Source organism: Variovorax sp. 10N412 (assembly GCF_056394985.1).
In genome coordinates this window covers 417,223-429,093 of sequence record NZ_JBFTIO010000004.1, presented here as the reverse complement: position 1 = coordinate 429,093, position 11,871 = coordinate 417,223, and the positions used below count along the sequence as shown (strand labels likewise).

At 67.7% G+C, this 11,871-nt stretch carries 13 protein-coding genes; 10 read left to right on the top strand and 3 right to left on the bottom strand.

What is annotated here, in order from left to right; all coding sequences use genetic code 11:
• On the bottom strand, nucleotides 1-1,365 hold a 1,365-nt coding region (locus tag AC1DJH_RS14025), incomplete at its 3' end, for an efflux RND transporter periplasmic adaptor subunit (protein WP_478186097.1).
• Nucleotides 1,366-1,626: 261 nt separating this feature from the next.
• Here AC1DJH_RS14025 and AC1DJH_RS14020 point away from each other — a divergent pair.
• From AC1DJH_RS14020 to AC1DJH_RS14000, 5 genes are all read left to right on the top strand, one after another.
• Nucleotides 1,627-2,148 carry a DUF6622 family protein gene (locus AC1DJH_RS14020; protein ID WP_478186096.1) on the top strand — a complete coding sequence of 174 codons (522 nt, stop codon included), beginning with the start codon at nucleotides 1,627-1,629 and terminating at the stop codon, nucleotides 2,146-2,148.
• Nucleotides 2,149-2,198: 50 nt separating this feature from the next.
• Complete coding sequence (locus AC1DJH_RS14015; RefSeq protein WP_472126231.1) at nucleotides 2,199-3,155, top strand: sterol desaturase family protein; 957 nt, start codon at nucleotides 2,199-2,201, stop codon at nucleotides 3,153-3,155.
• Nucleotides 3,152-3,448 carry a 2TM domain-containing protein gene (locus AC1DJH_RS14010; protein ID WP_472126234.1) on the top strand — a complete coding sequence of 99 codons (297 nt, stop codon included), beginning with the start codon at nucleotides 3,152-3,154 and terminating at the stop codon, nucleotides 3,446-3,448. Before AC1DJH_RS14015 ends, AC1DJH_RS14010 begins: the two co-directional genes overlap by 4 nt.
• Before the next feature lie 62 nt (nucleotides 3,449-3,510).
• Entirely contained in the window at nucleotides 3,511-4,524 is a 1,014-nt protein-coding gene (locus tag AC1DJH_RS14005; protein ID WP_478186095.1) for a sensor histidine kinase, read from the top strand.
• Nucleotides 4,525-4,551: 27 nt separating this feature from the next.
• Nucleotides 4,552-5,391, top strand: a complete 840-nt coding sequence (locus AC1DJH_RS14000; RefSeq protein WP_478186094.1) for a LytR/AlgR family response regulator transcription factor — start codon at nucleotides 4,552-4,554, stop codon at nucleotides 5,389-5,391.
• 81 nt (nucleotides 5,392-5,472) lie between these two features.
• Here the strand turns inward: AC1DJH_RS14000 and AC1DJH_RS13995 are convergent, their stop codons facing one another.
• Nucleotides 5,473-5,820, bottom strand: a complete 348-nt coding sequence (locus tag AC1DJH_RS13995; RefSeq protein ID WP_472126244.1) for a hypothetical protein — start codon at nucleotides 5,818-5,820, stop codon at nucleotides 5,473-5,475.
• A 149-nt stretch (nucleotides 5,821-5,969) separates the two neighbouring features.
• Here AC1DJH_RS13995 and AC1DJH_RS13990 point away from each other — a divergent pair, with 149 nt between their 5' ends.
• Nucleotides 5,970-7,784, top strand: coding sequence for a glutamine--tRNA ligase/YqeY domain fusion protein (locus AC1DJH_RS13990; protein ID WP_478186093.1), 1,815 nt, complete (start codon nucleotides 5,970-5,972; stop codon nucleotides 7,782-7,784).
• Nucleotides 7,785-7,852: 68 nt separating this feature from the next.
• Here AC1DJH_RS13990 and AC1DJH_RS13985 read toward each other — a convergent pair whose 3' ends face one another.
• Nucleotides 7,853-8,155 carry a hypothetical protein gene (locus AC1DJH_RS13985; protein ID WP_478186092.1) on the bottom strand — a complete coding sequence of 101 codons (303 nt, stop codon included), beginning with the start codon at nucleotides 8,153-8,155 and terminating at the stop codon, nucleotides 7,853-7,855.
• Between the two features lie 200 nt (nucleotides 8,156-8,355).
• Between AC1DJH_RS13985 and AC1DJH_RS13980 the strand changes: the two genes are divergently transcribed.
• The 4 genes from AC1DJH_RS13980 to AC1DJH_RS13965 all read left to right on the top strand — a co-directional run bounded on the left by AC1DJH_RS13980 (nucleotide 8,356) and on the right by AC1DJH_RS13965 (nucleotide 11,868).
• Complete coding sequence (locus AC1DJH_RS13980; RefSeq protein WP_478186091.1) at nucleotides 8,356-9,321, top strand: GSU2403 family nucleotidyltransferase fold protein; 966 nt, start codon at nucleotides 8,356-8,358, stop codon at nucleotides 9,319-9,321.
• Nucleotides 9,318-9,881: an rRNA large subunit pseudouridine synthase E gene (locus tag AC1DJH_RS13975; RefSeq protein ID WP_478186090.1), complete on the top strand. Its 564-nt coding sequence runs from the start codon at nucleotides 9,318-9,320 to the stop codon at nucleotides 9,879-9,881. The genes AC1DJH_RS13980 and AC1DJH_RS13975 overlap by 4 nt, the downstream gene beginning before the upstream one ends.
• A gap of 33 nt (nucleotides 9,882-9,914) precedes the next feature.
• Nucleotides 9,915-10,838 carry a peptidoglycan DD-metalloendopeptidase family protein gene (locus AC1DJH_RS13970; protein ID WP_478186089.1) on the top strand — a complete coding sequence of 308 codons (924 nt, stop codon included), beginning with the start codon at nucleotides 9,915-9,917 and terminating at the stop codon, nucleotides 10,836-10,838.
• A 73-nt stretch (nucleotides 10,839-10,911) separates the two neighbouring features.
• Nucleotides 10,912-11,868 carry a restriction endonuclease gene (locus AC1DJH_RS13965; RefSeq protein WP_478186088.1) on the top strand — a complete coding sequence of 319 codons (957 nt, stop codon included), beginning with the start codon at nucleotides 10,912-10,914 and terminating at the stop codon, nucleotides 11,866-11,868.
• Nucleotides 11,869-11,871: the final 3 nt, after the last annotated feature.

Here is an 11,871-nt window from a genome sequence, read left to right as displayed (position 1 = left end):
GCCTTCGCGGCGGCCGCTGCCGCGCTCGCCGCCGCGTTCACCTCGCTCGCCCCGGGCGCCACGCCGCGCGCCCGAAGCCGCACCGGACGCCGGCACCGCCGGCCGGTCGACCGCGGTCTGCACGCGCGCGCCGTCCTTCAACCGGTCGCCGCCTTCAGTGACCACCTGCTCGCCGGCCTTCAGGCCCGACATGAGCGCCACGTTGTCCACGCTCGATTCGCCGCGCGTCACCGGACGCTGCGACACCGTGCTGTCGTCGTTCAGCACGTACACGTAGTCGCCGTTGGGGCCGTGGCGCAGCGCCGTCACGGGCACCACCACCGCGCTGCTCACGGTGCGCAGCAGCAGACGCAGGTTGACGAACTGGTTGGGGAACAGCGCGTTGTCGGTGTTGGCGAAGCGGGCCTTGGCCTTGACGGTGCCGGTGGCGGTGTCGACCAGGTTGTCGAGCGTGGCGAAGGTGCCGTTGGCCAGCCGGCGCGTGCGGGTGCGGTCGAAGGCGGTGGCGTCGAGCTTGGCGCCCTGGGCCAGGCGCTCCTGCACCTCGGGCACGCGGTCTTGCGGAATGGAAAACTCCACGTCGATGGGCGCGATCTGCGTGATGGTCGCCACGCCGTTGGTGGTGCCGGTCGAGATGTAGTTGCCCGCATCCACCGGCCGCAGGCCGATGCGACCGCTCACGGGGGCCGTGATGCGGCTCCAGCTGAGGTTGAGCTTGGCGGTGTTCTCGTTGGCACGGTCGATCGCCACGGTGCCTTCGAGCTGCTTGACCAGCGCAGCCTGGGTGTCGACGTCCTGGCGGGCGATGGAGTCCTGCCCCAGCAGCGTCTGGTAGCGCTGCAACGTGACGCGCGCCGCGGCCATCTGCGCCTCGTCGCGCTGCCGCGCGCCGGAGGCCTGCGCCAGCGCATTCTGGAACGGCTGCGGGTCGATGGTGGCGAGCACGTCGCCCTTCTTGACCATCTGCCCTTCCTGGAACAGCACGGCCGTGAGCACGCCCGACACCTGCGGCTGCACGATCACGTTGGCCAACGGGGTCACCGTGCCCAGTGCCTCAAGCTGCACCGGAATGTCCGACTGCTTGGCCGTGGCGATGCCGACCGTGCTGGAGGCCGCGCCGCCGCCGCCCCTTCCACCGGGACCGCCGGGGCCGCCCGGCCCGCCCTGGCGGGGGCCGCCCCCCGGTCCCGCACCGGGGCCGGCGACGGGCGTCTTCGAGCGCTGGATCAGATACCAGGCGCCGCCGCCCAGCGCCGCGAGCAGCAGCAGAGTCAGCAGGCCTCCCACCCAACGGCGCCTGCGCACCGGTGGGTGTGTGGGCGACACGTTGGCGGGCAGGGGCTCGGGTTGTTTTTCTTGTTCCATGGACGTTGCGTGCGGAGAAGACGGAGGTGCGGACCGGGTAGTACACGCGGAATGGTAGTCGCGCTCTTTGCTGGGCCGTAAAGCGACGGTAAAGCTGCCACATGTTGCCCCCCATTCGCGCCGCCTGGCTGCGGTTCGCGCCGCCGTCGGGCATTCCGTCGCACGCCGGTGGCACGGGCGCCCGGGCGCCGGCACAGTCCGCCCATCGATTCCCCTCCCGTCCTTCTTCCAGATTCCTTCAACTTTCAACGGAGCGCCACCATGCTGATGCAAGTCATCCTCCATACCCCGAAGTGGGTGTTCGCCGTGTTCTTCCTGCTGCTGTGGCTCGGCGCCAAGCAACTTCTTGCCAACGACGTGAGCCTGAGCCGGGTCACGCTGATGCCCGTGGCCATGGGCGGCCTGTCGGTGTATGGCGTGATCTCGGTCTTCGGCGATGCCTTCGGCCCGCTGCTGGGGTGGGCGGCCGCGGCCGTGGTGATGCTGGCGCTGGTGCTGCAGCGCCCGCTGCCCGCCACCACCCGCTACGACGCCGCCGAGCGCCGGTTCCACCTGGCCGGCAGCCCGGTGCCCCTGATGCTGATGATGGGCATCTTCGTGACCAAGTACGTGGTGGGCGCCACCTTGGCCATGCACCCGGAGCTGCGCCAGCAAGCCCTTCTCGGCCTCGTGGTGCCGGTGATCTACGGCGCGTTCAGCGGTGTCTTCGTGGCCCGTGCCGTGCGCCTGTGGAAGCTGGCCATCCGTACCGACGCCATGGCGGCGAACGTGCGTCCGGCCTAAAGTCCTGCCTGGAATTTCCGCCCGGCCCTACCGCTTCCAGGAACCGCACCATGAACGCGCTCTTGCTGATCCTCAAGATATCCGTCACGGTGGTGCTCGCCGCGTCCATCGCCGAGGCGCTGGTGCTGTCCTTTCGCCATGGCTGGCGCAGCTACGACTGGAAAGCCTCGGCCCTCTCGGTGGTCGACTTCCTGGTGCGCGAATACCCGCTGCGCTGGCTGCTGCCGCTGGCGTTCTGGACCGGCGCCATGGACTGGTTCTACGCCCACCGCCTGTTCACCCTGCCGATGGACCACTGGAGCGGCTGGGCCGCGTGCTTCATCGGCCAGGAGTTCTGCTACTACTGGTACCACCGCGCGGCGCACCGGGTGCGCTGGTTCTGGTGCACCCACGCCATCCACCATTCGCCAAACCAGCTGAACCTGTCGGCCGCCTACCGCTTCGGCTGGACCGGCCGCCTCACCGGCACGCTGGCTTTCTTCATGCTGGCGCCGTTGCTGGGCATGCCGCCGCGGGTCGTGTTGCTCATGTTCACGCTGAACCTGCTGTACCAGTTCTGGATCCACGCCGCCTGGATACCGCGCCTGGGGCCGCTCGAATGGGTGCTGAACACCCCTTCGGCCCACCGCGTGCACCACGCCTCGAACCTGGAATACCTGGACGGCAACTACGGCGGCGTGCTGATCGTGTTCGACCGGCTGTTCGGCACCTACATTCCCGAGCGCGCCGACCTGCCCTGCCGCTACGGGCTGGTGAACCCGATCACCTCGTACAACCTGCTCGAGATCGAATTCACCCAGTGGCGCGCGCTGCTGCGCGACCTGGTCTCGGCCCGCTCGGTGCGCGCCTTCGTCGGCTACCTCGTGAAGCCGCCGGGGTGGAAGCCCGACGGTCCGGGCGACACCACCGAAGAGCTGCGGCAACGCGCGGCGCTTCAGGCCGCACCGTCACACTCGGTGCCCGCGCCCGACTTCGTTCCCGTGCAGTACAACAAGGAGTTGTCATGATCCACACCGCTTCGAACCCCTCCCTTTCCGACGTCGAACGCCTTGCCCGCCGCCGCGCCGGCGCCAAGATGGGCTGGTACATCCATGCCTTCGTCTATGTGCTGGTCAACCTCGGGCTGGTCGGCCTGTCGGCCGCCAGGGGCCACACCTGGGCGATCTACCCGCTCATGGGCTGGGGCCTGGGCCTGCTGGTCCATGGCGCCGTGGTCTGGTTCGTGGCGCCGGGCGGCGGCTTCTACGACCGCCTGGTGGAGCGCGAGCGCCGCGCGCTGGGCGCCCGGGACCGCGGATGAGCGTGGCGCCGTCCCCAGCGGACGCAGGGGTCTCCAGGTTCGGATCCGAAAACCTGCGGGACATGCTGCGGCATGGCCTGATCACCGCGGTCTTCTGCTGCCTGATCGCCAGCGCGCTGACCCTCACCGACGGCGGTGGCTGGGCACCGCACCTTGTCTATTCGCTGTCGATCGGCACCATCAGCTGGCTGTTCATCGACACCAGCCGGCTGCTGATCACCGGGCACCGCGACAACACCTGGCCGCGCGGCCCCTGGGGCTACCTGCTGGTGGCCATGGGCGTGACCGTCGGCTTCCTGGGCGGCAACTTCATCGGCGACGCCTGGACCGGCGCGCCGACCTTCGACTTCCTCGACCTGGCGGGGCACAAGCTGGCGACCGGGGTCATCATCACCATCGCCGCGACGACCGGCATGTGCTTCTTCTTCTACAGCCTGGGCAAGAGCAAGCACCTGCAAGGCCAGGTCGACCTGGCCCAGCGCGCCGCCACCGAGGCGCGGCTGAAGCTGCTCGAAACCCAGCTGGAGCCGCACATGCTGTTCAACACGCTGGCCAACTTGCGCGTGCTGATCACCGTCGATCCGCCGCGCGCCGTGGCCATGCTCGACCGCCTCAACAGCTACCTGCGCATGACGCTGAGCGGTTCGCGCGCGCTGTCTCATCCGCTGTCGGCGGAGTTCGACCGGCTGGGCGACTACCTCGAACTGATGTCGGTGCGCATGGGCGAACGCCTGCGCTACACGCTGGACTTGCCCGACGATCTGCGCGACACGCCCGTGCCGCCCCTGCTGCTGCAGCCCTTGGTGGAAAACGCCATCCGCCATGGGCTGGAGCCCCAGGTGGAAGGCGGCAGCATCGAGGTGCGCGCGCGCCGGGAGGCCGACCGGCTGGTGATCGAGGTGAGCGACACCGGTGTCGGGCTCGATGCGGCCGCGCCCTCCGAGGGCAGCGGTTTCGGGCTGGAGCAAGTGCGCGAACGGTTGGCCACGGTGTACGGCAATGGCGCACGGCTGAACCTGGCGCCCGCGCCGGACGGCGGCACGTGCGCGGCACTGAGCTTTCCGCGGCCGAACTGACAACCGGACAACCTGACGACAGCAAAGATGCAACCCACCGCCCTCATCGCAGAAGACGAACCCCTGCTTGCCCAGGCCCTCAAGGCCGAGCTGGCCGCGGCCTGGCCCGAACTGCAGGTCGTGGCGATCGCAGGCGATGGCCGCAGCGCCGTGCGCGAGGCGCTGCGCCTGCTGCCGCAGGTGCTGTTCTTCGACATCCGCATGCCCGGCCTCGACGGCCTGGGCGCCGCCGCCGAACTGGCCGACTGCTGGCCCGTTGACGAGGCGCCGATGCCGCAGCTGGTGTTCGTCACGGCCTACGACGAGTACGCCGCCCGGGCCTTCGAGGCCCAGGCCATCGACTATGTGCTCAAGCCCGTGCAGCCCGAGCGGCTGCGCAAGACGGTGGGGCGGCTCCGGCAGGCGCTGGCCGCGCGGCAGCCTGCGGCCCCACCCGCCGTGGCCGACGACGCGCTGGAACGCACGCTCGCGCAGTGGCGCCAGGTGCTGAGCGCCGCCGGGGCCGCTGGCACCGCGTCAGCCACGGCACCCCCTGCCCCGCTGCGCATGATTGCCGCCAGCGACGCCGGGGGCAGCACGGTGCGCATGGTGCCCATCGACGAGGTGCTGTACTTCGAGGCCGCCGACAAATACCTGCGCGTGCTGACGGCTTCGCACGAATACCTGATCCGCACGCCGCTCAAGCAGTTGCTGACCCAGCTTGATGACTCCACCTTCTGGCAGGTGCACCGGGCGGTGGTGGTGCGCAGCGCGGCCATCGAGTCGGTGCACCGCGACGAGGCCGGCAAGATGCACCTGATGCTGCGCGGGCGGGCCGAGAAGATTCCGGTCAGCCGGCTCTACGCCCATCTGTTTCGCGCCATGTGAAATCCGAGCGGGCGCGCCCAAAGAAAAAGCCGGCCCCTTGCGGAGCCGGCTTTTTCATTCAGTCACGAATGGTGTGGCAATTTAGCGCCAGTGGCCATGGCCGCGGTAGTAGCCGCGACCACCGTAACGCGGTCCGTAGTAGGCCGGCGGGCCGTAGTAGACCGGTGCCGGACGGTAGTACACCGGTGCCGGCGGCTGGTAATACACCGGCGGCGGCGGTGCGTAGTACACCGGGGCGGGCGGGTAGTACGCCGGTGCCGGCGGATAGTAGGCCGGAGCGCCCACGCCCACCGCCACGCCGGGAAGGCCGACACCGACCGACCAGCTCACGTCACCGCGGGCGCTGGCCGAAGTGGCTGCAAACAATGCACCGGCTGCCACCACACCTGCGGCGGCCCATTTGAAGAAAGTAGAACGTGTGAGGCTCATGATGTTGGACTCCTTGAATCAGTGGGCCGGGTTCGGGTCTGAACCGCCCATGTGTGTATTGAACGCGGCAATTGCAAAGCGGGTGCACCGGGCAATGTGAAGAACGTTGCCAAAGGTAACCCCTAAGAGGCGCCCTCTAGAATGGCCAGATGACCTCCCCGACCGACAAAAACGGCGCCAAAACGACCGCTGCACCGAGCAATTTCCTGCGCCACGTGATCGAGAACGACCTCGAACAGGGCGCCTACGCGGGCCGCAAGTGGGGCGGATCGCCCGGCAGCGCCTCCCACCATGCCCAGGGCATGGCCGACCCGGCCAAGGTGCGCATGCGCTTCCCGCCCGAGCCCAACGGCTACCTGCACATCGGCCACGCCAAGAGCATCTGGCTGAACTTCGAACTGGCCAAGGAATACGGCGGCGTGTGCCACCTGCGCTTCGACGACACCAACCCCGAGAAGGAAGACCAGGAGTACGTCGATTCCATCCGCGACGCCGTGAAGTGGCTCGGCTACGAGACCTACCTGGCCGACCGTCCCAGCGCGCCCGGCACGATGCAGCCGCACGAGTACTTCGCAAGCAACTACTTCGACTTCATGTACGAGGCGGCCGAGTACCTCATCGGCGCCGGCCTGGCCTACGTGGACGAGCAGACCCCTGAAGAAATGCGCGTGAATCGCGGCGACTTCGGCAAGGCCGGCACCGACAGCCCCTTCCGCAGCCGCAGCGTGGAAGACAACCTTGCGCGCTTCCGCGAAATGCGCGACGGCAAGCTCGACGACGGCGCCGCCATCCTGCGCGCCAAGATCGACATGGCGAGCCCCAACATCAACATGCGCGACCCGGCGCTCTACCGCATTCGCCGGGCCACGCACCACAACACCGGCGACAAGTGGTGCATCTACCCGATGTACACCTACGCGCACCCGATCGAAGATGCGCTGGAGCAGATCACCCATTCCATCTGCACGCTCGAATTCGAAGACCAGCGCCCCTTCTACGACTGGCTGCTCGACCGCCTCGCCGAAGGCGGCCTCATCGCCAGTCCGCATCCACGCCAGTACGAATTTGCGCGCCTGAACGTCACCCACGTGATGACCAGCAAGCGCAAGCTGCGCCAGCTGGTCGAAGAAAAGCACGTCGACGGCTGGGACGACCCCCGCATGCCCACCATTGCGGGCCTGCGCCGCCGCGGCTACACGCCCGAGGCGCTGCGCCTGTTCTGCGAACGCAGCGGCACCACCAAGTCGGGCGGCTGGATCGACTACGCCAGCCTCGAAGCCGCGCTGCGCGACACCCTCGACCCCGTCGCCCCGCGCGCCATGGCCGTGCTAGACCCGGTCAAGCTGGTCATCACGAACTGGGGCGAGCTGATGGGCGGCGACGATGTGCTCGACGACTGCTCCGCCCCCGTGCACCCGCACCACCCCGAGATGGGCAAGCGCGAGTTCAAGCTCGGCCGCGAGGTGTGGATCGAAAGCACCGACTACGAAGACGTGCAGCCCAAGGGCTTCTTCCGCCTGTTCCCCGGCAACAAGGTGCGGCTGAAGTATGGCCACGTCATCGAATGCACCGGTGCCACGCGCGACGCGAGCGGCAAGCTCGTGGAAGTGCAGGCCACGCTGGTGCCCGACACGAAGAGCGGCACGCCCGGCGCGGATGCGATCAAGGTGAAGGGCAACATCACCTGGGTGGCGGCTGCGGACGCGGTGCAGGCCGAGGTGCGTCTGTACGAGCGGCTGTTCTCGGAAGCGAACCCGGGCAGCGGCGAGTTGCTGGAAGAGCTGAACAAGGCGAGCCTGGAGGTGTGCGTGGCGTTCGTGGAGCCTTCGCTCGCCGCGGCAGCGCCTGGCGTCGGGGTCCAGTTCGAGCGGCACGGGTACTTCGTGCGCGATTCGAAGGCCGGCGCGGATGGCAAGCTGGTGTTCAACCGAGCGGCTGGGATGCGGGACAGCTGGGGCAAGTAAGTCCGTTCGTCCCCTGCCGCCGAAGCCGGCGCCGCGATGGCTCCGGCTTTTTCTGTTTCAGCCGCGCGTTACTCCGGCCGCTTGTAGACCACGCCCAGCACCGCGCTGTTCTCGTCGGTGGTGCACACCGCCGAGCGGCCCTGCGGCCCGACCTTCAGGTTGATCGTGTAGACGCCGTCGCGCGGCGTGGAGCCGCTGTCCACGGCGATGCTGCCTGCGGGCACCCGCAGTTCGCGCGCGGCCGCGGCCACGCAGTTCTTGACGCTCGCCTCGGGCGCGCCGCCGACGCGAATGGAGGTGCTGTTGCAGGCGGCGAGCAGGAGCGTTGCGCTTGCCACGCTTGTGAGTCGGATGAGGCTTCGCATCGTCATTGGGGCTCCTGTTGGCTCTTGGATGGACATTAGGGCGCGTGCGCCGGACCGCGTGGTGCAGGACAGCCGCTCTCCCCTGTGTGGCCCGTTGCCGCCTCTTGCGATGCAACAACTGCCACTTCAAACAAAGAAACGTAAGTCATTGATTTACTTCAATTTTCCGTATAAATTTCGATTTATAAAGTTCATACGGAAAACCAATGGATTTCCAAGACATCGGTGACGACGCTCGCCGCCAGTACATCGACGCCAGAGCCACTTTCGAAGCCCTTGAAGCAGCCGAAGCCCAAGCCGCCGGAGTGCGCGGCGGCATGTACTGGAAGGCCGTCAACGGTGTCGACTACCTCATTCGCACCAGCACCCGCAACGCACAAAAAAGCCTGGGGGCCCGCAGCCCTGAAACCGAAGCCATCCACAACAACTTCGTCCGAAGGAAGGAAGAAGCGGAGAGCAGGGTCAAGGACCTGGGCGAGGCAGTGACGCGCCACCAGCGCATGAACCGGGCCTTGTTCGTCGGGCGCGCTCCGACCATCGTCGTCGACATCCTCGACATGCTGAAGCGCGCCGCCATCTCGGAGCACTTCACCGTGGTGGGCACCCACGCGCTCTACGCCTACGAAACGGCAGCGGGCGTGCGCCTGCAAAGCGCAGCGGTGGCCACGCGCGATGTCGATCTGCTCTGGGACACGCGCAAGCGCTTCCGGCTGGCCACACAGCTCAAGCGGCTGGACTCCTCCATGCTGGCTCTGCTGCGCAAGGTCGACAAGACTTTTTCGCTGATCGACGATCAACGCTACACGGCCGTCAACAGCAAAGGCTTCGAGGTGGACATCCTGCGACGCGAGGTGCAAGAGAAAGACCCCTACCCTGCGCAGTTGAGTGATGTCGAAGACGACTTCTGGGTCGTGCAGGCCTGCAACGTGGAACAGTTGGTGAGCGCACCACGTTTCTCCGCTGTGGTGGTCGGGGCCACAGGACACATGGCGCGGATGAACACCGTGCATCCACTGGCCTTCGCGCGCTTCAAGCGGTGGCTGGCGCATCGACCCGATCGCGACCCGCTCAAGTCAGGGCGTGACACCTTGCAGGCGGACACCGTCGAGCAACTGGTGCGAGACTATCTGCCGCAGTTGGCCGATGCGCCACGCGACGCCACCCGCCCATGAATTTGCCGACCTCTTCTTCCCGCCTGATCCGCTTCAACAAACCCTACGGCGTCCTCAGCCAGTTCACGCCCGAGGGCCGCTGGCGCGGGCTGAAGGACTTCATCGACCTGCCGGGCGTCTACGTCGCGGGCCGGCTCGACGCCGACAGCGAAGGCTTGCTGCTGCTCACCGACGACGGCAAGCTGCAGGCGCGCATTTCCGATCCGCGCTTCAAGATGGAGAAGACCTACTGGGTGCAGGTGGAAGGCGTGCCGACCCAAGAGGCCCTTGCGGCCTTGCGCAGCGGCGTGCAGCTCAACGACGGGCCCACGCGCCCGGCCAGGGCGCGCCTGCTCGACCCACCGCCCGAGGTGTGGGACCGCGAGCCCCCCATCCGCGAGCGCAAGAGCATTCCCACCGCGTGGCTGGAGCTGGCGATCAGCGAAGGCCGCAACCGCCAGGTGCGGCGCATGACCGCGGCCGTCGGGCTGCCGACGCTGCGCCTGATCCGTGCCGCCATCGGGCCTTACACGCTCGACGGACTGGCGCCCGGCACCTGGCTGGAACAACCCGGCGGCTGAGCCGTCGCACAACCCTTCATCCGAATCTTTTCCATGCACATCAAGCTCCCTTTCCCCGACCTTTCTTGCAGCGTCTTGAACCGCCGCGGCGCCGTGCTTGGCACCCTCGGCCTGCTTGCGCTGCCCGCAATGCACGCCAACGCTGCGGCCTCGGCCAACACCAAAACCACCAAAGCGAAGAAACAGCCGGCGCCCGACGTCTGGCCGCACGCCTCCCTCGTGCCGGGCGGCGTTGCCCGCCTCTCGCTGGGCCCCGCGGCCACGCGCCCCAAGGCATTCGCCGGCGACGTGCCGTTGCTGGTGCTCGGCGACCCGATCGAATGGACCGCGCTGGTCGGCATTCCGCTGGCGGCCGAACTTGGCGAGGCGAGCATCACGGTGCGTGCCGAAGGCAAACCCGAACGCCAGGTTGGCTACACCGTCGCCCCGAAGCAGTACCGCGAACAACGCCTGACCGTGGCGCCGCGCACGGTCGACCTGTCGCCCGAGGACGAGGCCCGCTACGTCAAGGAGCGCGACCACCTCACCGGCGTGATGGCCACGCTCACCGACTTCCGCCCCGACGCCGCGCTGCAGATGCGCGTGCCCGTGCCGGGCCGCCGCTCGAGCTCGTTCGGGCTGCGCCGCGTGTTCAACGGGCAGTCGCGCAATCCGCACAGCGGCATGGACATCGCCGCGGGCACGGGCACACCGGTGCTGGCGCCGCTGCCGGGGAAGGTGATCGATACGGGGGACTATTTCTTCAACGGCGGCACGGTGTGGCTCGACCATGGCGGCGGTCTGCTGACGATGTATTGCCATCTGAGCCGGGTGGACGTGAAGGTGGGCGATGTGCTGAAGACCGGGCAGGCGCTGGCCGCGGTGGGCGCGACGGGGCGGGTGACGGGGCCGCACCTGCATTGGTCGGTGATGCTGAACCGGGCGATGGTGGATCCGGCGTTGTTCGTTGCGGCTTGAGTAATCACCCTGAGTTCCGGATTCCCCTCGCCTCCTAAACTCGCGCTACTCAAACAAGGGGCGGGTGGGTGCGATGGCCAAACAGACAAGAGCCGGGCGGCGCCGTGAGCGCGCAAGGAATGAACTGGCAGGCAAGGGGTGGACGGTCGTCATCGTCGGCGTCCTGCTGCTTGTGGGCCCGAGCTTCATGCAGGGCTCCGTCGTCGGCACACTCGGCCCGGCGCTTCGACCGGCTGGTTGGGGGGCGCTGACGGTTGGCGTGGTGTTGCTGGGGCTGCATTACCTTCTGGCCCGCAAGGCAGCGATCCCGACGCTTCCGGACACGGAGCGCGTGGCGCAGCAGTCGCCCACCGCCAAGGTCGCCCAACCCACGCCACCGCCTTCTGTCCAGCGGCGGGAACCCGCCTTTGCTTCAACGCCATCCGAACCGAAGCGCCCGCCTCCAGAACCCGCACCGCAGCACGTGCAGCAATGGAGCCCCGCCGTGCTCGCCGCCATCGAATGGCGTCGCTTCGAGGCCTTGTGCGAAGCGCTCTACGCGCAGGCTGGTTTCACCACGCGCAGCCAGTCGCATGGCGCCGACGGCGGCATCGACATCTGGCTTCACTCCAAGCACAGCGAGGTGCCTCGCATCGTTCAATGCAAGCACTGGCAAAGCAAGGTCGTGGGCGTGAAGGAGATGCGCGAGTTTTTTGGCGTGATGGCGTCGCATCAGTTGAAGAGCGGCACCTACGTGACCAGCTCCACCTTCTCCGCCGATGCCGCAGCCTTCGCCAAGCAAAACGGCATCCACGCGCAGGACGGTGCCGCGCTGCTCAAGCTGATTGGCCAGCGCACGCCCGAGCAGCAGGCCGCATTGCTCGCGGTGGCTTATGAAGGCGAATACTGGCGTCCCACCTGTGCGAGCTGCGGCACGAAGATGGTCGAGAGAAACTCGTCCAGGAACGAAGGCAGCTTCTGGGGGTGCGCCAACTATCCGAAGTGCCGAGGCAGGACGATTCCGAAGTCCAAGGCATCTGCAGCTGCCTGAGTC

Coding starts and splice junctions, on each gene's coding strand:
- AC1DJH_RS14020 (WP_478186096.1), top strand. CDS start 1,627: ATGCTGATGCAAGTCATCCTCCATACCCCGAAGTGGGTGTTCGCCGTG.
- AC1DJH_RS13980 (WP_478186091.1), top strand. CDS start 8,356: ATGGATTTCCAAGACATCGGTGACGACGCTCGCCGCCAGTACATCGAC.
- AC1DJH_RS14000 (WP_478186094.1), top strand. CDS start 4,552: ATGCAACCCACCGCCCTCATCGCAGAAGACGAACCCCTGCTTGCCCAG.
- AC1DJH_RS13975 (WP_478186090.1), top strand. CDS start 9,318: ATGAATTTGCCGACCTCTTCTTCCCGCCTGATCCGCTTCAACAAACCC.
- AC1DJH_RS14010 (WP_472126234.1), top strand. CDS start 3,152: ATGATCCACACCGCTTCGAACCCCTCCCTTTCCGACGTCGAACGCCTT.
- AC1DJH_RS14015 (WP_472126231.1), top strand. CDS start 2,199: ATGAACGCGCTCTTGCTGATCCTCAAGATATCCGTCACGGTGGTGCTC.
- AC1DJH_RS13990 (WP_478186093.1), top strand. CDS start 5,970: ATGACCTCCCCGACCGACAAAAACGGCGCCAAAACGACCGCTGCACCG.
- AC1DJH_RS14005 (WP_478186095.1), top strand. CDS start 3,511: ATGCTGCGGCATGGCCTGATCACCGCGGTCTTCTGCTGCCTGATCGCC.
- AC1DJH_RS13970 (WP_478186089.1), top strand. CDS start 9,915: ATGCACATCAAGCTCCCTTTCCCCGACCTTTCTTGCAGCGTCTTGAAC.
- AC1DJH_RS13995 (WP_472126244.1), bottom strand. CDS start 5,820: ATGAGCCTCACACGTTCTACTTTCTTCAAATGGGCCGCCGCAGGTGTG.
- AC1DJH_RS13985 (WP_478186092.1), bottom strand. CDS start 8,155: ATGACGATGCGAAGCCTCATCCGACTCACAAGCGTGGCAAGCGCAACG.
- AC1DJH_RS13965 (WP_478186088.1), top strand. CDS start 10,912: ATGGCCAAACAGACAAGAGCCGGGCGGCGCCGTGAGCGCGCAAGGAAT.